Genomic DNA, 20,360 nt, shown 5'->3' on the forward strand with positions numbered 1-20,360 from the left:
TCGCTTGTGAAACCCGCTTTTTCAGCGCTTTTTCGGCGCCGCACAAAAGATTTCCGGCGCAGCGCGCAAAAGGGTTTGGCCCCTTCCAAACAAAGGGGTAAAGAGCCTCCGCAACCGCATACGAGAATCCTAAATGTCGACCTTCCAGTCTTCCGCCGCTTTGCAGCGCATCAACCCTTCTCCGACCCTCGCCGCCACCCAGATGGCCCGCGATCTCAAGGCCGCCGGGCGGGACGTCATTTCCCTCGGCGCCGGCGAGCCGGATTTCGACACGCCGGACTTCATCAAGGAAGCGGCGATCAAGGCGATTCGCGACGGCAAGACGAAATACACCAATGTGGACGGCATTCCCGAATTGAAACAGGCGATCGCCCGGAAGTTCAAACGCGACAACGACCTGAATTACGATGTCAGCCAGATCGGCGTCGCGCCGGGAGGCAAGGCGGTGCTCTACAACGCCCTCGTCGCGACGCTCAATCCCGGCGACGAAGTCATCATTCCGGCGCCCTATTGGGTTTCCTATCCGGACATGACGCTGCTCGCCGGCGGCGAACCGGTGATCGTTCCGACGACCCAGGAAAACAATTTCAAGCTGACGCCCGAAGACCTCGAACGCGCGATCACGCCGAAAACCAGATGGCTGATCTTCAACTCGCCGTCGAACCCCACGGGCGCGGCCTATACGCAAGACGAAATCAAGGCGCTCACCGAAGTGCTCATGCGCCACCCCCATGTCTGGATCATGGCGGACGACATGTATGAGCACATCGTCTATGACGACTTCGTCTTCACCACGATCGCGCAGGTCGAACCGGCCCTCTATGAGCGCACGCTGACCGTCAACGGCGCCTCCAAAGCTTACGCCATGACCGGCTGGCGCCTCGGATACGCCGGGGGCCCCGCGCCCCTGATCAAGGCCATGGCGAAGGTGATGTCGCAATCGACCTCGAACCCCTGCTCGATCACGCAATATGCGTGCGTCGCCGCCCTCGACGGCGACCAGTCCTTCCTCCAGGAACGCAACGCCGCCTTCAAGGCGCGGCGCGATCTGGTGGTGGACATGCTGAACGAGGCGGAAGGCATTACGTGCTCGAAACCGGAAGGCGCGTTTTACGTCTATCCGTCCTGCGCCGGCGCCATCGGCAAGACGACGCCGGAAGGGGTCAAGATCGAAACCGACGAGGATTTCACCCGGGAGCTTTTGCAGGCCGAAGGCGTTTCTGCGGTGTTCGGGACGGCGTTCGGGCTCGCGCCCTTTTTCCGCGTGTCTTATGCGGCGTCGATTGAGGACATGTGCGAGGCCTGCACCCGGATCCAGCGCTTCTGCGCGTCGTTGAAATAGCGCTTCGGAGCGGTTTCGGCCGCCGGAGTTCCATCGATAAATTCGAACAATCAAACTGATATTATCAATTTGATTGCGCTCTCTGCCGTCCCTATATCATTGCTGAAGCAACGAAGGAGAGATCTCATGGTGAAAGTCGACATTGGCATTGCAGAAAACGCGCGCAATTCCGTCGCCGAAGCGCTCAATGCGACGCTCGCCGACACATACGCGCTCTATATGAAGACCCACGCCTATCACTGGAACGTGACGGGCCCGCAATTCAATACGCTCCACAATATGTTCGAGGAGCAGTATCGCGAGATGTGGGAAGCGCTGGACGAAATCGCCGAACGCGTGCGCGCCCTTGGCGTCTTCGCGCCGACCAGCGGCAAGCAGTTCGCCGAGCTCGCAGCCATCGACAGCGCCGACACGAAGCCGCCCGCCGCAGGCGACATGGTCAAAAATCTTCTGACCGATCATGAAACCCTGATCAAGCGCGCCCGCCAAGGCCTCGAAACGGCGGAAGAAGCCGGCGATGCGGCGAGCGCGGACCTTCTCACCGTGCGCATCCAGACGCACGAAAAAACCGCCTGGATGCTGCGCGCGCTGACCGAGTAACAAGTCAAATCGTTTTCAAAGAAAAAGCCGGGCCAGAGCGTCCGGCTTTTTTTTCGTGCGCAGAAAGAAACGAAAGATAAAATTGTTGGAAAACGCCCCCATGCGTGGCGCGCTTTCTCGCTATTGCCCTGAAATACCGGTTCCCTTAGGCTGGATTGCAGGGGAAATGCGTAAATGTCGGTAATCACGACCAAGCACAATATACAAAAATTGATTTCCCGCCGCTCATTATTTGTCGCTGGCGGCGTCTCGACAGTTGCTTCCGCGCTTGGATTGCACAGCCTTCTCAACACTAGAAAAGAGCAAGCGCTCGTCACCGATCCGGACGGAGATGAATTCATCTATCGCGACGGATATATTATCAAGCTGAACTGATGATTTTCGACTTCGACCAGCTCAGCGCCTTCAACATCCCGCCAATCGTCATTATTGGATCTGGTCCGGCCGGAGTCACGCTCGCCAGAACTCTCGCGAACAAAGGCGTCGACAGCCTTATTCTCGAAGCTGGCGGTATGGAATTGACCGAACGCACTCAAGAAACATGCAAAGGCAAAGTGATCGGCGATGAATATTGGGACCTTGAATACAGCCATTTGAAATATTTCGGCGGCGCCAGCAATCACTGGAGCGGTTTCTGCCGGCAGCTTGACGCGGTCGATTTCGAACCACGCGACGATATTGACAGTCATTTAGGCTGGCCTATCGCCAAGACCGACCTCGATCCCTATCTCGAACCGGCCTCCAAGATCCTGAAAGTCCCGGCTCTCAAGGAAAAGACGATCAGCAGGCGTCTTAAGGAGATTGAATTCGCGCTCAGTCCGCCCGTGCGGTTCGGAGACAGCGAGTATGAAGAGTTCTTCAGATCCTCAAAAAGGGCAAATCTGTGCCTGAATGCAAATGTTATCTCTCTCAGGGCGAGAAACGGCCGAATCGAGGCGGCCGAGGTCGCCGGCCCGGACGGAACAGTGACAACGGTCAGAACGGGCTTCGCCGTTATCTGCGCTGGCGGCATAGACAATTCGCGGCTCCTGCTCTGGTCGAATGAAATGTCCGAAGAGCCGGTCGTGGCCGACTCGCGAACCCTCGGGAAATACTGGTTCGAACACCCCCATAATATGGGCGGCGAAGTTAAAACCCACGGCTTTCCGACAGAATACAACTTCCCTTATGATTGGACTTTTTTGTCGCCGACCGCCGAAGCGATGCGCGAATTTCGTATACTGAATGCCTCAATCCGAATCTACCATACGTTGGGAGACGATTCTCTGCCCAAGGCGATGGCGCGCAGCGCGTTTTGCGCCACACGCCCCGTAAGCACAGGCGTTTTTGACCGATTAGACGTGAGTGTTAAGTGCGCCGATCCGATCCAGCTCGTCTGGGAACAAGAACCGCGCAGCGAAAACCGGATCGAACTCTCAAAGCAAGAAAAAGACGGTTTCGGCGTGCCGCGCCCCGTACTTTATTGGAAAAAGAGCAAGCTCGATTACAGGACCGCCAAGGTGGCGCTGGAACTGCTCGGACGCCACCTTCAGGAAAAGAACCAAGGCGTTGTGCATTCCTATGAGCACATCATAGGCGCGAAGCATCATCCAGCCACCGGCTGGATGGCCGGCCACCACCATATGGGCGGCACGCGCATGGCGGAGCGGCCCGATCTCGGCGTCGTCGACCGCAATCTGAAGATTTTCGGAATGGCGAACGGATATGTTCTCGGCTCATCCGTTTTCCCTCATGGCGGGCACGCCAACCCCACGTTCACCATCGTTCAGATGTCATTGCGGCTGGCCGAGCACCTTGAAGCGACATCAAGAGCGCCTTAACCCTCTTCCGACTTAACGGCGAGGTTCGTTCCATTCATGCATGTCCGTAATGAAGCACGGACCGCCGGTGATCGAATCCGGCGTGCTGATTTTATCGCCTTTGGTGATGCAGGAAGAGCCGCGCGTTTTCAGCGCAATCGCGTCGAACGCCCATTCCGGCTTGCAAGCGCCGCTCAGGCTTAACTGATACCAGTCATTGACGCCCTGTTCGATCAAGACGGCGTCATCGCCAAGCGGGCGCCATGAATTGATAGTTCGCGCAAAACAGATGCGGGAGACTTCCTCTCCCTGCTTTTGAGCGATTTCGGCTTGCAGGCTGTCATCCGTCTTGTCCGGGTAAGCCTGACAGGCGGCGAGCGATAAGACGGCGCCGCTCATGAGGATCTTTTTCATTCCCTCCTCCTTTTCGAATCTGGCCGCAGATAAAACGGTTTTACGTCTGAATAAGCCCAGCTATTTTCTAGCTGGCTGCCGAAGCATTTTTTGCGTTTTACGGCTTTGCTTACAATTCGACCAACACGCAGCGATGAGCCCTGTTCCGAAATTCGCAGGGGAATTGGACGTAATATTTGCAATCAAAAGGTACAGGCCGGACAGGAGCATTTTGAATACATTTCGCAGCCCAAGCCGCGCACAAGCCGGGGAGCAGTAGTTTCATCGGAAAAAAGCTGTATTATTACCGCCGTGCGGCAAAGAGAGCTGAATGGATAACATTACGCTTTACGCCCGCCAGCGCGGCGCCATCAGCGCAGCTTACGCCGCAGCGCTTCTGGGCCTCGTTTATCTTTTCATGAAGAGCGCGCTTATGGGAGCGCCAACTGTCGATTTCAAGTATTTCTGGCTGGCGGGCGACCTCTGGCGGGACGGCGTCTCGCCTTATTCGCAGGCCTTTGCGGAACGTGCGGCCGAAACATTCCCGCAAACCAACCATGCGCAGATATTTCCTTACCCGCCGAACTGGTGGCTGGTCTCGTCCACGCTTGCCTTAATGCCTCATGATCTGGCCGCATGGATCTGGCGGACAATAAGCGCGGTTCTGACGTTTGCCTCCATAGCGCTAGCCTGGCGGGCGATCCGACCGCGGGAAGGGTTTCTTCACCCGCTGTTCGCCGCCAGTCTCGCCTATGCCTTCCTTATGAGCGCGACGCCTATGAATCTTGCGATCGGACAGAACGCGGCGGTCATGCTGTTCGGCCTCGCCTTTGTCATCTTTGGCGCCTGCAGTCAGCGTCCTTGGGCGCTCGCCGCCGGGATTGTCGTTTTAATGTTGAAGCCGCAGCTCGGCGCGCCGGTCGCCGCCTACTTTCTCATGCAAAAAGACGGCTGGAAAACCGTCGGCGCAGCCGCGCTTGTCACGTTCGTCATGTGCGCGCCGGCCTTCTTCTCATCGCTGCCCGCAGAATTGACGACCGATTTTCTCCATCAGGTCAGCATTTATGACACGCAGGAAACGGCCTTTGCCGTCTCCATGACGGGCGCCCGAAATATAACGCTGCTGCTGACGGGCGCGGACATATCCTCTGCATGGTTTGCGCTGGCGAGCCTCGCGGCCGGTTTCGCGATCGGCGCGCTTTGCCGTGGAAACGGCCTGCCGCTTCTCATCGGGAGCGTTCTGTTCATCACGCCGCTTCACACCTATGACCTTGTCCTAGCCGCACCGCTTCTGATTTTTTCTTTTGCAATGACAGGCGTCGCACAATGGCTTTTATGGGCGGGGCTGGCGATCATCTTCCGGGCCAACAATATCGCCGCCGCAACCGGGCTGCATTATGCCGACACCCTGTCCTTTCCAGGCGCAAGCGTCGCATCCATCGGCCTGCTGGCGATCTTAGCGGGCGTCCTTGCAGATGCGCGGTCAAAAAAAGCGTGATGGCGTCCGGTCCGACGCCGAAACACAGCCCGTCGATATGGAGGAATGGTGCCCCCAGTCCGACTCGAACGAACGACCTACTGATTACAAATCAGTTGCTCTACCAGCTGAGCTATAGGGGCATTGGCCGCAGGGGATACCGGATTGGACGCCGCCTGACTAGAGGGTATAGAAAGCCTCTCAAGTTTTCCGGAGCGCTCTCATGAAACGCCTTCTCGCCCTTGCCGCCGCCCTCTCCCTCGCCGCCTGCGGCGATGCCGGCGGCGGGTCCCATGGCAAGGCCGGGAGCGAGCCGGGCGGCAAAGCCGCTGCGGCGCCAGCGTCTCCTGCCGCCGCGGAAACGCCGGCCACCCCGGCCGAACGCGGGCGCAAGGTCTTCAATCAATGCGCGATCTGCCACGCCGCTGAGGAAGGCGCGGGCAACCGTGTCGGCCCCAATCTTTTCGGCGTCGTGGGGCGAAAGGCGGGAACGCTGGAAGGCTTTTCCTATTCGCAGGCGATGAAAAATTCCAACATCGTCTGGAACGAGGCAACCCTCGACGCCTATATCGAAAACCCGCTGCAATATGTGCGCGGCACCCGCATGGCGTATGCGGGGCTTCGCAACGAGCAACAGCGCGCCGACCTCATCGCGTATCTCAAAACGCTGAAATAGGCGTTTTATTCTTTGTTCCGCCCGGTCTCGGCCCCGGTCTTCGCATCGGCTTTTTCCGGTTCGCCTGTTCGATCCTCAACATGGTCATTTTGAAGCCATTCCTTCAGCTTATGCGCATCGTTCGCGCTCAGCTTATCGAGGCCCGCTACCGTTGATTTCAGGCGTCTTGCTCTAAAAAACTTTTTTATCCGTCCCCACACAAAAACAGCATCAAACGTCGTAGCCGGGATTGATCCGGTTCAGCCGGCGCAGAAGACCGGGCCAGGCGAGATTGTCGCCGAGGCCTGGAATGAAGGCGGGCGAGCCCTGCATCATCACTTTCGCGCTCATTTCCGGCGTTTCCTCGCGCGGCGGCTTGGTGTCGGACTGCGCGAGGATCTGCGCCTTGCAGGCCTGTTCGAGAAAATACATGCGCAAGAACGCCGTCGCGCAATTGGCGCCCACCGTCAGCGTGCCGTGATTGCGCAGGATCATGAAATGATGCGCGCCCATATCGGCGACAAGGCGTTCGCGTTCGTCGAGATCCGTCGCAATGCCCTCATAGTCGTGATAGGCGATGTCGTCATGGACGACCATGGCGAACTGCGTATAGCGCTTCAACCCGTCCTGCTGCGCCGAGACAGCAACGCCGTAAGGACTATGCACATGAAGCACCGCATGGGCGTCGTCGCGCGCCATATGCACCGCCGAATGAATAGTGAAGCCCGCCGGATTTGAAAAATAAGGCGTGTCGCAAACGACCTGTCCGTCCACATCGACCTTGATCAACGCAGACGCCGTCATTTCCTCAAAGAAGATGCCGTAAGGATTGATCAGGAACCGCGCCTTGCCGCCCTCATCGGGACAGCGCGCCGAAAAGTGCGTGAAGATCATATCCGTCATGCCGTAGATGGAACCGAGCCGGTAGGTTGCTGCGAGATCGCAGCGCAGGCGCCATTCCTCATCGCTCACTTTGCCCTTGAGCGAAGGCAGGCTTAAAGGATCGGGAATGTCGAAACCGGGCTCCTTGTCGATCCCCGTATTCGCTTGTGTTGCTTGCGCCGCCGTCATGGTCTTGTCTCCTCGCCTGTCTTTTCGGCCATGTTATTAGATGAGGCGGTAGGGCGCTACGGCTGGCTTCAGCTAATGTCGCGGGCGAGCCGGAAGCCGGAAAACTGCCAGCGCGCGTCCGGCGGGAAGAAATTGCGGTAGCTGACGCGGATATGGTCCGCCGGCGTCGCCGCCGAGCCGCCTTTCAGCACCATCTGGCCGGACATAAACTTGCCGTTATATTCCCCGACAGCGCCGTCGGCGACCGCAAAGCCCGGATAAGGCAGATAGGCGCTCGCCGTCCATTCCCAGACATCGCCAAAAAGCTGCAGGAGTTCGTTATCTTGCGGCTGCGGCGCCGCGGCCGGCGAACGGGGGGCGCCCGCCTCCATAAAGCGTCCCTCGACCGGGAACAGCGAGGCCGCCGCCTCCCACTCGAATTCCGTGGGCAAACGCGCGCCGGCCCAGCTCGCATAGGCCGCCGCCTCGTAATGGCTCACATGGCAAACCGGGGCGTGCGGATCAATTTCGCGTTCGCCGAAAAGCGAATATCGCCGCCATTCGCCGTCAGCCTTGCGCCAGTATAACGGCGCGCGCCAGCCTTCGCGTTGAACCATGTCCCACCCGTCGGAGAGCCAATGGTCCGGCGTGTCGTAGCCGCCATCCTCCATGAATTCGAGATATTCCACATTCGTCACCGGCCGGTTCGCCAGTTCGAAAGGATGGAGATAGGTCTTGTGCCGCGGGCCTTCATTGTCAAAGGCGAAGCCGCCGCCAGGCCAGCCAATGTCGCAGACGCCGCCTTCCATCCGCCGCCAGGTCATCGCCGGCGCCGCATGACGAATATCCGCCGCCGCGTCTTCATAGACGACCGGCTTCAGCGCGTTATACGACATGGCGTGCTGCAGATCGGTGACCAGCAATTCCTGATGCTGTTCTTCATGGGCGCAGCCAAGCGTCACCAGCCCGGTGACGGCTGCCAGCGCGTCCTCGTCGGCTTTTTCCAGAAACGCCGTCAACGCCTCGTTCACATGGGCGCGATAGGAATAGACGTCCTCCAGAGACGGGCGGGAGACGAGCCCCCGGATCGGGCGCGGATGCATCTCGCCGATCTGGTTGTAATAAGAATTAAACAGGAAGCCGAATTCCGGGTGATAGGACCGATACCCGGCGGCGTGAGGCTGAAGAATGAAGGTTTCGAAAAACCAGCTCGTATGGGCGAGGTTCCATTTCACCGGCGAGGCCGCCTCCATGGACTGGAGCATGCAGTCCTCGGGGCTTAAGGGCCTGGCGAGCGCCTCGCTGGCGGCCCTGACGCGCGTGAAACTTTCGAGTATAGTCGCGGCTGAATGGTAAGCGGGCTGGTCAAGGGGCATAAGCGTCAATGAAGTTTTTCGGGCATCGAAGGGCGGACCGCATCATAACCCGAACCCGTGGGGAGGATGCAACTTTGGCCGCATCCGCGAAAGCCGGGCCGTTGAGCGCGCGCGATATGAAGCTGTGCTTTATCGCAAGCGAAAAACCGGTCGCCCAGGAGACGCTGAAGGACCTCGAGAAACGCTACGGCAATCACGCGGCTGAAAAATGTGACGTGATCGTCGCCATCGGCGGCGACGGCCACATGCTGGATGTGCTGCGCGCTCACATGAAAGACGGCAAACCGGTCTACGGTTTCAACCGCGGCACGGTCGGTTTCATGATGAATGACGCAGATGTGACCGGCCTTAAAGAGCGCATCGCCGCCGCGGAGCAGACCGTGATCTATCCGCTCGTCATGAAAGCGACGACGATCGACGGACGCGTCGAGACCGCCATGGCGATCAACGAAATCTCGCTGTTTCGCGAAACCCGCCAGTCGGCGCGCATCCGCATTTCGATCAACGGCAAGGTGCGCATGGAATCGCTGACCTGCGACGGGGTCTTGCTGGCGACGCCGGCGGGATCCACAGCCTATAACCTTTCCGCGCATGGGCCGATCCTGCCAATCAGCGCGCATATGCTTGCGCTGACGCCGATCAGCGCGTTCCGGCCCCGGCGCTGGCGCGGCGCCCTCCTGCCCTTTGACGCGGTCGTCACCTTCGAAGCTCTCGAAAGCGACAAGCGCCCGGTCTCCGGCGTTGCCGACAATCAGGAAGTGCGCGACGTCGCCAAGGTGGAGGCGTGGGAGAATCGCGATATGGCCATGACGCTTCTGTTCGATCATGGCCAGTCTCTCGACGAGCGGATCCTGAGCGAACAGTTCGATTACTGAGACTCCGGCTCAGGCTGGGCCTTGCTAGCCAGGCTCTGAGCCGCATCCCTTATCCCCAAGGGTTAACTAACAGTTTACCTTGCCCCCTGAATCGAAGCAGGGTGAGTCGTCAGGAATACTCTCCGGTTTCCGTTCAGCGAGAATTAACCCGCGCCAAGGAGTATGGACGGAGTGTTAATTCGGGGGGTCGCGGCCTTATGGCTGACGGAAGGGCATAGGGATGGGCGCTCAGGCAGTTCGGCTTTCGAACGTCGACATTGACAATGCGTTGAAGAACAAGGACTTCGAAGTCCTTTTTCAGCCGATCTTTGACCTCGGCAACGGGGCTCTTGCGCGCGTCGAAACCTTTGTCCGCTGGCGCCATCCGCGGCTCGGCCTGTTGCCGCCGGGCGCCTTCATCTCCTTTTTCGAGAGCCAGGGCCGGATGAGCGAGCTCACCCGCTATGTGCTCGGCACCGCCCTCAACGCTTACATGGACTGGCGCGGCCCCTGGCCTCCGGGCCTGTCGGTCAATCTGGCGCTGTCCGATCTCAGCGACGACGCCTTCACGTCCCATTTCACCAAGCTCCTCAGGGATTACGACTTCCCCGCCGATCTCGTGACGCTGGAATGCCCGATGCCGCCGGTCGACATGCCCGTCGGCGTCGCCGCTTCGCATTTCCAGCGCCTCTCCAAAACCGGCGCGCGTCTCGCTATCGAAGTGCGCGGGCGCACCAACGACCTCCTGCGCTCCCTCGACCCCTTCCCCTTTGACGAGATCAAGACAGGCGGCTCGGCGATCCTCAGATTTGCGCGCACCGTGCGCGGCCCCGGCCTTTCGGCCATCGCCGACCTCCTCGACGTCGCCAGCAAATCCAACGCCGCCATCACGGCGGTCGGCGTCGAAGATCAGGCGTCCCTGTCGGCGCTGCGCGGGCTCGGCTTCACGGCGGCGCAAGGCAATCATCTCGGCAAGGTCGGCGATCTCAAGGAGTTCCGCCCCCAGCGCATCAACGAGGTGCGCGAGCTGCTCGGCCTCGATCCGCTTAGCCAGGAAAGCCTCGTTGCACTGTTCCGCACCGAGGCGCCGTCCGTTCAGACAGCCGAAACCGCCGAAGAAGAAGAAGATGGCGGCGATACGGAAGACGCGCTGCTCGAAAGGCTGAATGAGCGCGTCGCGCAATTCGGGGACGCCAGCGAAATAGAAGCAGATAGCGACGAAGCGGAAACCACCGAGACAAGCGAGCCCGTCGCCCAGACCGAAACCGAAGATGCGGGCGCCGAGGGGCCACGAGCGGAGGAGGCCGAAGCCGCCGCCGCGGAGACGCCGGCCCAAGAGCTGGAAACGGCTGCGGAAGACGACAAAAAAGCGCGCGCCCGGGAAAAAGCCAAAGCCCTCGCTCTTGCGAAACGCGCCAAAGCGCGCGCCGCCCGCAAGACCGCCGCCATCGAACGCGCAAAAGCCAAAGCCGCCGCCAAGCCGGAGGAGGAAGACGCCGCCGCAGGCGCACCGCCGCGCGAAATGCAGGAAAGGCTGAGCGAGGCTTTCAAGACGGAAGACACGCCGGAGAAGGCCGCTGAAACGGCGTCCGCGGCCCCGGCCGAAAAACCGGCCCGTGAAGAACCCCAGGAACAGGAAACCCAGGCCGACGCCGGGACGCCCTTTCTCATCAACCGCGAAGAGATTGCGCAAAATCCCGTCGAAGTCGGCGCGCAGGCGGCGGGGGCGCAACGCACCACCATTGAACGCGCCATGGCGGCCCAGGCCCACGCGCATGAAGAAGCGGCCCCGTCCATGTCTCTGCCCGTCGGCCCGTCAGGCGCTTATTTCCAGCCGGGCATCCGCGTCGGCGCGCCCGCCCTTCCCGGCGAGCCGGAAACGCCCGTAACGCCGTCGGGGCTGGAGGTTCCGGAGCTTGAGACCGGCGACGATGCGCCGGAAGAACCGCCGCTCGCCGCAAGACCGAGATCCGCGCCTGAGGTCCAGGCGCCTCAGGAAGACGATACGCTGGGCGATCTGCATGCGGAGGATTCCGCGACGGAAGAAACGGCGAAACCGGTTCGCCGGCGCAAGCCGTTCCTAAAGCGCACCGTCATTCCTATTTCGGGTTATTTCTGGCCGCGAAGCTGGCGGCGCGCCTGGAAACGCCGCGCGGCGGAACGCGAAGCGCGCCGGGCCGAGCGGGAAGAAAACGACGCGCAACCGCAGGCCGCGGAATAACACGCCGGCCGGCGTGTTTAAAAATCTTTTCGATGTTTCCCGGGTTTTGCGGCGCCGCGATGCGTTCTGCGCGCGCTTAAGCCGCTTTGCTTTGAGGCTTTTCAACCAATTGGCGCTCGATGGTCTCGAACAAATTGTCGATAATAACCGGCTTGGGCAAGACGTCATTCATGCCCGCTTCCTTATAGCGTGCAAAATCTTCCTCCTGCACGGCCGTCGTCAGCGCAACGATAGGAACATCTGAAAAGTCGCGCCCGCATTTGCGAATTTCGCGCGTCGCGGTCAAACCATCCAGAACCGGCATCTGGATATCCATAAACACAAGATCGCATTTTCTTTTCGAGATGATTTTCACCGCCTCGAGGCCATTCGGCGCCGTTTCAACTGCGCCCACATGGCCCTGTTCGAGCAATTCCTTCATAATCATCAGATTGAGCTGATCGTCATCGACCACCAGAATTCTCTTGTTCGCCAACAACGTTCCAACCCGCTCGACGGGTTTTACATGCGTCTCTTCGATTTCGCCTTCCGGGGCGGGCGTCGCTTCGACAGGCAAAGTGAGCTGAAACACGACGCCGTTGCCGAAGGAGCTCTTCACCGTCAGCGCGCCGCCCATTTTCCAGACCAGCATCCGCGCCAGCATCAGCGCCAGGCGCCGCCCTTCCGTATCCATCATCTCCGCGGTGAATTCGTATTTGTCGGGACTGAAATAGGCTTCAGTCATATATTGATCCATGCCGGCGCTCGTATCCTTGATGACGGCGACCAGGTTTCCGTGCTTCTGTTTGCCCGCGCCTGAAAAGTCAAAACCGACGCTGACGGCACCGGATTCGGTTTGCTTGATGCACTGCGAAAGAACGGTGGAGATGCATTGGATGTAACGCATCTGGTCCATCTCAAAATGCCAGTGCGAAAGCTTCCGGACGTCAAAATTCAGCGCAACGCCTTTTTTGCGCGCGCGTTTGGCGAAACGGCGCTCAAGCAACATCACGGTCTTTTTGAAGTTGACTGTCGAAGGTTCGATCTTCAGCCGGTCCGCCTGCAGGTCGAGAATATCCAGAATATCCATCAACGCGCCACGAAGATTGTAAGAGCCTTCATTCAGAACGCCCAGCAGCTCTTCCTGCTTTTGCGTCAGTCCCATTTTCTGAAAATCGAGCGCCTGCAGCGAGCCGACGATCTGGTTCAAGGGCGCCCGCAATTGCTGGGCGGACGCCGACAGGAACGCATTGTTTTCCGCCATGCGCGCGGCGAGCGTTTTCTTGTATTTCAAACGGCTCAACCCCCAGGCGGCGCCGGCGCCGGCCGCAAAACAGAAAACAGAAATAACAAGGCCGAAGATCGACACGGAACCGCCTCCTGTTTTCTCCCCCTGTTTGGCTCTCCCACTGGTCGTTTCCAGCGCCCGGATGCTGTCTTGATTGCACCAGCCTAGGGAATCACCACTCTTAAAGAATGAAAATTATCGGTAAATTTTAACAAACGCCCGCCCCCGGCGCAGAGGGCCGCAGTCTCCCGGTTCTGAAGAGATTTTCTACGGCGTCTGCGATTGTTTTCCGAGCTTTAGTGATACAGTAACCATACATGGCGCGATCTTCCGACACCTATGTCTGCCAGTCCTGCGGCGCGGTCTATTCGAAATGGGCCGGGCGCTGCGAGGCCTGCGGCGAGTGGAACACGATCGAACTCGAGGCCTCCGAAACCGGCCCGCCCGGCAGTCTTTCCGGCGGAGCCAGCGGGTCGAAAGCCAAAGCCAAGAAGCTCGATTTCACCTCACTGTCGGGCGATGCAAAAGAAGTCCCGCGGCTCCTCACCGGCAATGATGAATTCGACCGCGCCTGCGGCGGCGGCCTTGTGCCCGGCTCGGCGCTGTTGATCGGCGGCGATCCGGGCGTCGGCAAATCGACGCTCTTGTTGCAGATCGCGTCGGGCCTCGCCAAAGGCGGGACCAGCGTCGCCTATATTTCCGGCGAGGAAGCAACGGCGCAGATCCGCATGCGCGCCAAGCGCCTCGGCGTCGCGGAAACGCCGGTCAATCTCGCCTCGGCGACATCGCTGCGCGATATTCTCGCAAGCCTCAAGGCCGAAAAGCCCGACGCGGTGATCATCGATTCCATCCAGACGCTGTGGTCTGACGCGCTGCCCGCCGCGCCCGGCACAGTGACGCAGGTGCGCGCCTGCGCCCAGGAGCTGGTGCGCTTCGCCAAATCCAGCGGCGCGATTCTGCTTCTTGTCGGGCATGTCACCAAGGACGGCCAGATCGCCGGCCCGCGCGTCGTCGAACACATGGTCGACGCCGTCATGTATTTCGAAAGCGAACAGGGCCGCGACTTCCGCATCCTGCGCGCCGTCAAAAACCGCTTCGGCGCCGCGCACGAGATTGGCGTCTTCGAAATGGCCGGCGACGGGCTGCGCGAAGTCGCCAACCCGTCGGAGCTGTTTCTCACCGGCGGCGACGCCTCCGTTTCCGGCGCCGCCATTTTCGCGGGGATCGAGGGCACGCGGCCCGTGCTCGTTGAAATTCAGGCGCTGGTCTCGCCATCCACTCTCGCCGCGCCCCGACGGGCGGTCGTCGGCTGGGACGGGGCGCGGCTTTCCATGCTGCTCGCCGTTCTCGATGCGCGCGCCGGCCTCGATTTCGGCCGCCATGACGTTTTCCTTAACGTCGCCGGGGGCCTCAGGATCGCCGAGCCTGCGGCCGATCTCGCCGCCGCCGCCGCGCTGTGTTCCTCGCTTTTCGATTCGCCCCTGCCCCGCGACCGCGTGGTCTTCGGCGAGGTCGCCCTTTCCGGCGCGGTCCGGCCCGTCAACCAGACCGAGGCCCGCCTTAAAGAAGCCAAAAAGCTGGGCTTTTCAGGGGCCCTCGCCCCTTCCGGCGCCCAAAGCGGCGCGCTCAAAGTGGTCGGGGCGGAGACGCTGGCGGATTTGGTCCAATGGGCGCGCAATCCTTGAGGCGCGGCCCCTTGATTTTGGCCCGGTCCATGCAGGCTTAGCGGTTGAGAAAAATCCCCAGCGCCGCTATTGAAATGGCCGGGGGCAATGAGCGACTCGCCCTAATGTTCCGGGGCGATGATAGGCGGGTTCAGTAATGTTTGATCTCCTGTTTTTCGTGGTCGTCGGCGTTTCGACGGCCTTTGCCGTGTTGCGTGGAGGCCTCAGGGAATTATCGACCTTGCTCGCGCTCGCCGTGGCCGGCGGCGTGACCCTTCTCCTCATCGAACCCGTGCTCGCCGTGACGGGACAGGCGGGCAGTTTTTTCGGAACGGCCATTCTTGCGGCGCTGCTCATCGGCGCTTTTTTTGTGCTCGCGCATATCGGCTTTCACATCGGCCTCAAGCGCTTTCCCCTGGCCGGGCGCGCCGCCCTCATCGACCGGATTGGCGGCGGGGTTTTCGGGTTCGCGCGCGGGCTCGTGCTGATCGGCCTCGCCTATCTCGGCTATTCCTATTATCTCGACGAAGCCAAACAGCCTGAAGAAGTGAAGACCGCCATGACCCGGCCCATCGCCGCCGGCATGGCGCACTGGTTCGAAAGCTTCACGCCGGAGACCGCAGACCTTGATGCGCCGGTCCCGCCATCCCAAATGGATGATGAAGATGCGGCCGTCAGCGGCTATGACCGGGGCGACCGCAACGGCATGAATGAAATCGTCACCACCGTGACCACCACCGATCCCGCCATCGCCGCCACCGCGCCCGACGCGGAAAACGGCGAAGATGCGGAAGCGGAAGAAGACGATCCCATTGCGGACATCCTGAACGAGGAAAACCCAGAATGACTCTGTCCATTGGGGACTTTGGCGACGCCTCCCTCTCCCTCGTCGAGCACGCCGCCCAATTCCTCAAGAAAGACGGCCCGGCTTTCAAAGCCCGCCAGGCCGAGCTTGAAGCGCTGGTCGGCAAGCCGAAACTGATCGAGGAATGCGGCGTTTTCGGCGTCATCGGCACCAAGGACGCCGCTGCGCTCACTGCGCTCGGCCTGCACGCGCTCCAGCATCGCGGCCAGGAAGCGGCGGGCATCGCCAGCTTCGACGGTCAGCATTTTCACAATGAACGTTTTCTCGGCCTCGTCTCCGACAATTTCTCCGACGCGGAAACGCTGGGACGCCTGAAAGGCGACGCCGCCATCGGCCATACGCGCTATTCGACGCAAGGCGACACGGTGCTGCGCAATGTGCAGCCGCTTTACGCCGATCTTGACCAGACCGGCATCGCCATCGCCCATAACGGCAATCTGACGAACTCGAAAACGCTCCGCGCCGACCTTGTCCGGCGCGGGTGCATTTTCCAGTCCACCTCGGATTCGGAGATATTCCTGCAGCTCACCGCGCGCTCGCAATATCTCTCGATCGTCGACAAGCTGATCGAGGGCCTGAAACAGGTGGAAGGCGCCTACGCCCTCACCGTCCTGACGCCGGAAGGCCTCATCGGCGCGCGCGATCCCGTCGGGATTCGCCCGCTCATTCTCGGCGACCTGAAAGGCGCGCCGATCCTCGCCTCGGAAACCTGCGCCCTCGACATTATCGGCGCGAAATTCGTGCGCGACATCAAGCCGGGCGAAGTCGTCATCTGCAAGGCGGACGGCTCCATCGAAAGCCGTCAGATATCGCCGAAACAGAACCAGGCGCGCCCTTGCATCTTCGAGCTTATCTATTTCGCCAAGCCGAACTCCATTGTCGACGGGCAAAGCGTTTACGGGCTCAGGAAGCGCCTCGGCGAACGTCTCGCCAAGGAAGCCCCTTGCGAGGCCGATCTCGTTTCGCCGATTCCCGACTCCGGCGTGCCGGCGGCCATCGGCTATGCTCAAAAAACCGGCCTTCCTTACGAAATGGCTCTGATCCGCAGCCATCATATCGGCCGCACTTTCATCGAACCGGAACAGAAAATCCGCGAGGCGGGCGTCGCGCGCAAGCATTCGCCCAACCGCGGACTTATCGAAGGCAAGCGCGTCGTCCTGATCGACGATTCCATCGTGCGCGGCACCACCTCGCGCAAGATCGCCGAGATGATGTACAATGCGGGTGCAAAGGAAGTGCACATGCGCATCGCCTGCCCGCCCATCGTCCATCCGGATTTTTACGGCATCAACACGCCGTCTTATGAAGAGCTTCTGGCGGTCGAGCGCTCCGTAGAAGAAATGCGCAAGATTCTCGGCGTCGACAGCCTCGTCTTTCTGTCGCTTGACGGGCTCTACAAGGCGTTCCGCAAGGGCAAGCGCGACAGCGACGCGCCGGCCTTCACCGATCACTGTTTTACCGGCGATTATCCGACCAAGCTTACCGACCGCGACGCCGAAGCGCGCAACGCCATGGTGACCCAGCTTTCGTTCCTCGCGGAGACGAGCTAGGCGACCCCTGAAAGGAAGGTCCATGCGGCTTTACGGCGTAAGGGTCTTTGTCGGCGATGCGCAAAAGGCTTTCGCCTTTTATCGCGAGACGCTCGGCCTGGAAGAAAGCTGGCGCATGGAGCAAGCTCAAACGGCGGGCTATACGGTCGGGGAAGCTGAGCTCATTGTCGAATATTGCGACCCGAAAGGGGATGACGCCGATCTCATCGGACGGTTTGTCGGAGTCTCCTTGCAGGTCGAGGATATTGCCGAAGTCTATGAAAATCTGATCGATAAAGGCGTCGAGTTCCTGAGCCCGCCGCAAAAACAGCCCTGGGGCGGAACCCTCGCCCATTTTAAAGATCCCGCCGGCAACGTGCTGACTCTGCTGGGCTGAAAGGCCAAACCCGGCTTTCGCCGGCATGGGCGGGGCCAAATACTAAAGATCGGCCAATCGCGTCAGCGCCGCCTCGAGCTTTTCAAGCTGCTCGACATAGCCGGCGCGGCGGGAATGCTGTTCTTCCACAACTTCCGCCGGCGCTTTTTCAACGAACTTCTTGTTGGCGAGCTTCTTGTCGATGCCGGCGATTTCCTTTTCCGCCTTTTCTTTCTCCTTGGCGAGGCGCGCCTTTTCCGCGGCGATGTCGATGAAATCGGCGACGGGGAGCGCCGCGACGGCGCCGCCATGAACGATCTGCACCGCGCCTTTCGGCGCCGCATCCGCCGCCGTGATATCCGACAGGCGCGCAAGGCGCATCAGCACGTCTTCATGGGCGGAAAGCTTCGTCTTGTCGTCAGCGCTGGCGCCCACAAAGACCAGCGGGATTTTCGCCGCGACCGGCACGTTCATTTCCTGACGCACCGAGCGCACGGCCGTGATGAGATCGACCACCCAGCTCATCTCCGCCGCCGCAGCGTCATTCTTGAGCGTCTTGTCGAAGGACGGCCATTGGCTGAGCATCAGCGCGTCGCGATCCGCAAACGAATTCCAGATCTCTTCCGTCACGAACGGCATGAAGGGGTGGAGAAGCTGCAGGATGCGGTCGAGCGCCCAGGCGGCGGCGGCGCGCGTTTCGGTTTTCTCCGCGCCGTCGGCCCCTTGCATCACGGGCTTGGCGAGCTCCAGATACCAGTCGCAGAAGACGCTCCAGATAAACCGATAGATCGCGCCCGCCGCATCGTTGAAGCGATAGGCCTCGATCTCGCGCGTGACATCCGCCGCGCACTGGTTCGCCTCGTGGATGATCCACTGATTGAGCGTGAGCGTGGCCTTTGCCGGATCGAAATCCGGATCGGGCTTGCACTCGTTCATTTCGCAGAAGCGCGCGGCGTTCCACAGTTTGGTGGAGAAATTGCGATAACCTTCGACACGGGCTTCCGACAGGCGGATATTGCGGCCCTGCGCCGCCTGCGCCGCCAACGTGAAACGCAAAGCGTCGGCGCCGAACTTGTCGATGAGGACGAGCGGATCGATGACATTGCCTTTCGACTTCGACATCTTCTGGCCATGCTCGTCGAGCACCAGCGCATGAATATAGACCGTGTGGAACGGAACCTCTTTCATGAAGTGGACGCCCTGCATCATCATCCGCGCCACCCAGAAGAAGATGATATCGAAAGCGGTGACGAGCACGCTTGTGGGGTAATGCTTTTTGAGCTCCGGCGTCTCTTCCGGCCAGCCGAGCGTCGAAAACGGCCACAGCGCCGATGAGAACCAGGTGTCGAGCACGTCCTCGTCCTGAACGAGGAGCGGCGCGCCGTCATGCTCGTGCCGGCGCATGTCGTTGATCTCTTCGAGGGAATAGCCTTCAGCCGTATATTTCTGGATTGCTTCTTTCGTCGCCTCGTCCTCGTTTTCGGCGACGAAGACATGGCCGTCCGGGCCGTACCAGGCCGGAATGCGATGGCCCCACCAGAGCTGGCGCGAGATGCACCAGGGCTCGATATTCTTCATCCACTGATAATAGGTCTTGGTCCAGTTTTCCGGGACGAATTTGGTCTTTCCGGTCTCCACCGCATGGATCGCAGGCTTGGCCAGCGTTTCGGCGTCCACATACCACTGGTCGGTGAGCATGGGCTCGATGACGACGCCGGAGCGGTCGCCGAAAGGCTGCATGATCTTCTTGTCTTCGACCGCAATCAGGAGGCCGCGCTCCTTGATGTCCTGAACCACCGCCTCGCGCGCTTCGTAGCGGTCCATGCCGCGATAGCGCTCGGGGATGTAATCGTCTTCGAGCATCACCGCTTTCGTGTCGAACAGCGGATACATGGGAATGTCGTTGCGGCGCGCGACCTGATAGTCGTTGAAATCGTGGGCGCCGGTGATCTTCACGGCGCCCGAACCGAAATCCGGGTCCGGATAGTCATCCGTGATGATCGGAATGTAGCGGTCGGCGAGCGGCAACAGGCATTTCTTGCCGACAATCGGCGCATAGCGCTTGTCGTCCGGATGCACCGCCACCGCGCCGTCGCCCAGCATCGTCTCGGGACGCGTCGTCGCGATGGAGATATAGTCGCGCGTCTCCCACTCCGTCGGTTCGCCTTCCTCGTCATAGGCGGTCGGAAATTCGTAGGTCTCGCCATTTTCCAGCGGATATTTGAAATGCCAGAAATGGCCGTCGACTTCCTTGTTCTCCACTTCGAGATCGGAAATCGCGGTTTCGAATTTCGGATCCCAGTTCACCAAACGCTTGTCGCGATAGATGAGGCCTTCCTTGTAGAGCTGGACGAAGACCTTCATCACCGCTTTGACCATCTGGTCGTCGGCGGACCCGTCCTCGCCCATGGTGAAGCGCTCGCGCGACCAGTCGCAGGAGGCGCCGAGGCGCTTCAGCTGATTGATGATCTGCCCGCCCGATTCATGGCGCCATTTCCAGACGCGCTCGACAAAGGCCTCGCGGCCCATGGAGCGCCGGTCCTGATTGGCGCCTTCGTTCGCAAGCTGGCGCTCCACCACCATCTGAGTCGCAATGCCGGCATGGTCGGTCCCCGGCTGCCACAGAACGGATTTCCCGCGCATGCGTTCGAAACGGCAGAGAATGTCCTGCAGGGTATTGTTAAGGGCGTGGCCCATATGGAGGGAGCCCGTGACGTTGGGCGGCGGGATGACGATGGTGAAGGGCTCGCCTGTCCTGGAGGGCTTGAACGCGCCGGAAGCCTCCCAGGCCTCGTAAAGGCGGGCTTCGGCGTCCTTGAAATCGAAAGTCTTGTCTAAAGCCTTGTCGGGCGTGGCGTCAGGCGTCTTGTCGGACATGAGGAGCACTCTGCG

At 60.4% G+C, this 20,360-nt stretch carries 17 protein-coding genes and 1 tRNA gene; 12 read left to right on the plus strand and 6 right to left on the minus strand.

Going from position 1 to position 20,360, the window contains the following annotated elements:
* Positions 1-133 precede the first annotated feature (133 nt).
* The 4 genes from CW354_RS17600 (at position 134) to CW354_RS17615 (ending at position 3,762) form a co-directional block, all read left to right on the plus strand.
* Complete coding sequence (locus CW354_RS17600; RefSeq protein ID WP_104831386.1) at positions 134-1,342, plus strand: pyridoxal phosphate-dependent aminotransferase; 1,209 nt, start codon at positions 134-136, stop codon at positions 1,340-1,342.
* 126 nt (positions 1,343-1,468) lie between these two features.
* Positions 1,469-1,942 (plus strand): Dps family protein, encoded by a 474-nt coding sequence (locus CW354_RS17605; RefSeq protein ID WP_104831387.1) that lies wholly within the window; start codon positions 1,469-1,471, stop codon positions 1,940-1,942.
* A 174-nt stretch (positions 1,943-2,116) separates the two neighbouring features.
* Positions 2,117-2,317 (plus strand): hypothetical protein, encoded by a 201-nt coding sequence (locus CW354_RS17610; protein ID WP_104831388.1) that lies wholly within the window; start codon positions 2,117-2,119, stop codon positions 2,315-2,317.
* Entirely contained in the window at positions 2,317-3,762 is a 1,446-nt protein-coding gene (locus tag CW354_RS17615; RefSeq protein ID WP_104831389.1) for a GMC oxidoreductase, read from the plus strand. Before CW354_RS17610 ends, CW354_RS17615 begins: the two co-directional genes overlap by 1 nt.
* A 12-nt stretch (positions 3,763-3,774) precedes the next feature.
* Here the strand turns inward: CW354_RS17615 and CW354_RS17620 are convergent, their stop codons facing one another.
* Positions 3,775-4,155 (minus strand): DUF6491 family protein, encoded by a 381-nt coding sequence (locus CW354_RS17620; protein ID WP_104831390.1) that lies wholly within the window; start codon positions 4,153-4,155, stop codon positions 3,775-3,777.
* 310 nt (positions 4,156-4,465) lie between these two features.
* Here CW354_RS17620 and CW354_RS17625 point away from each other — a divergent pair, with 310 nt between their 5' ends.
* A complete protein-coding gene (locus CW354_RS17625; RefSeq protein WP_104831391.1) occupies positions 4,466-5,632 on the plus strand; it encodes a glycosyltransferase family 87 protein in 1,167 nt (388 codons plus the stop codon).
* A 46-nt stretch (positions 5,633-5,678) separates the two neighbouring features.
* On the opposite strand, the gene CW354_RS17630 is transcribed toward CW354_RS17625, so the two are convergent.
* A tRNA-Thr gene (locus CW354_RS17630) sits at positions 5,679-5,754 on the minus strand.
* A gap of 80 nt (positions 5,755-5,834) precedes the next feature.
* On the opposite strand from CW354_RS17630, the gene CW354_RS17635 reads away from it, so the two are divergent.
* Entirely contained in the window at positions 5,835-6,287 is a 453-nt protein-coding gene (locus CW354_RS17635; RefSeq protein WP_104831392.1) for a c-type cytochrome, read from the plus strand.
* A gap of 210 nt (positions 6,288-6,497) precedes the next feature.
* Here CW354_RS17635 and CW354_RS17645 read toward each other — a convergent pair whose 3' ends face one another.
* On the minus strand, positions 6,498-7,337 hold the full coding sequence (locus CW354_RS17645; protein WP_104831394.1) for a class II aldolase/adducin family protein: 840 nt from the start codon (positions 7,335-7,337) through the stop codon (positions 6,498-6,500).
* 68 nt (positions 7,338-7,405) lie between these two features.
* Positions 7,406-8,692 carry an ergothioneine biosynthesis protein EgtB gene (gene egtB, locus CW354_RS17650; RefSeq protein WP_104831395.1) on the minus strand — a complete coding sequence of 429 codons (1,287 nt, stop codon included), beginning with the start codon at positions 8,690-8,692 and terminating at the stop codon, positions 7,406-7,408.
* Between the two features lie 116 nt (positions 8,693-8,808).
* Between egtB and CW354_RS17655 the strand changes: the two genes are divergently transcribed.
* Entirely contained in the window at positions 8,809-9,567 is a 759-nt protein-coding gene (locus CW354_RS17655; protein WP_104831809.1) for an NAD kinase, read from the plus strand.
* A 220-nt stretch (positions 9,568-9,787) separates the two neighbouring features.
* Entirely contained in the window at positions 9,788-11,767 is a 1,980-nt protein-coding gene (locus CW354_RS17660; protein WP_104831396.1) for an EAL domain-containing protein, read from the plus strand.
* A gap of 76 nt (positions 11,768-11,843) precedes the next feature.
* Here CW354_RS17660 and CW354_RS17665 read toward each other — a convergent pair whose 3' ends face one another.
* Positions 11,844-13,115, minus strand: coding sequence for a response regulator (locus CW354_RS17665; protein WP_104831397.1), 1,272 nt, complete (start codon positions 13,113-13,115; stop codon positions 11,844-11,846).
* A 236-nt stretch (positions 13,116-13,351) separates the two neighbouring features.
* Here CW354_RS17665 and radA point away from each other — a divergent pair, with 236 nt between their 5' ends.
* The 4 genes from radA (at position 13,352) to CW354_RS17685 (ending at position 17,489) form a co-directional block, all read left to right on the plus strand.
* Entirely contained in the window at positions 13,352-14,719 is a 1,368-nt protein-coding gene (gene radA / locus CW354_RS17670) for a DNA repair protein RadA (protein ID WP_104831398.1), read from the plus strand.
* A gap of 136 nt (positions 14,720-14,855) precedes the next feature.
* Positions 14,856-15,545, plus strand: coding sequence for a CvpA family protein (locus CW354_RS17675; RefSeq protein ID WP_104831399.1), 690 nt, complete (start codon positions 14,856-14,858; stop codon positions 15,543-15,545).
* Positions 15,542-17,113: an amidophosphoribosyltransferase gene (gene purF, locus CW354_RS17680; protein WP_104831400.1), complete on the plus strand. Its 1,572-nt coding sequence runs from the start codon at positions 15,542-15,544 to the stop codon at positions 17,111-17,113. Before CW354_RS17675 ends, purF begins: the two co-directional genes overlap by 4 nt.
* A gap of 22 nt (positions 17,114-17,135) precedes the next feature.
* Positions 17,136-17,489, plus strand: a complete 354-nt coding sequence (locus CW354_RS17685) for a VOC family protein (RefSeq protein ID WP_104831401.1) — start codon at positions 17,136-17,138, stop codon at positions 17,487-17,489.
* Positions 17,490-17,531: 42 nt separating this feature from the next.
* Here CW354_RS17685 and CW354_RS17690 read toward each other — a convergent pair whose 3' ends face one another.
* Complete coding sequence (locus CW354_RS17690) at positions 17,532-20,345, minus strand: valine--tRNA ligase (protein WP_104831402.1); 2,814 nt, start codon at positions 20,343-20,345, stop codon at positions 17,532-17,534.
* Positions 20,346-20,360: the final 15 nt, after the last annotated feature.

The sequence above is a fragment of the Hyphococcus luteus genome, from assembly GCF_002943565.1.
GTDB lineage: Bacteria > Pseudomonadota > Alphaproteobacteria > Caulobacterales > Parvularculaceae > Hyphococcus > Hyphococcus luteus.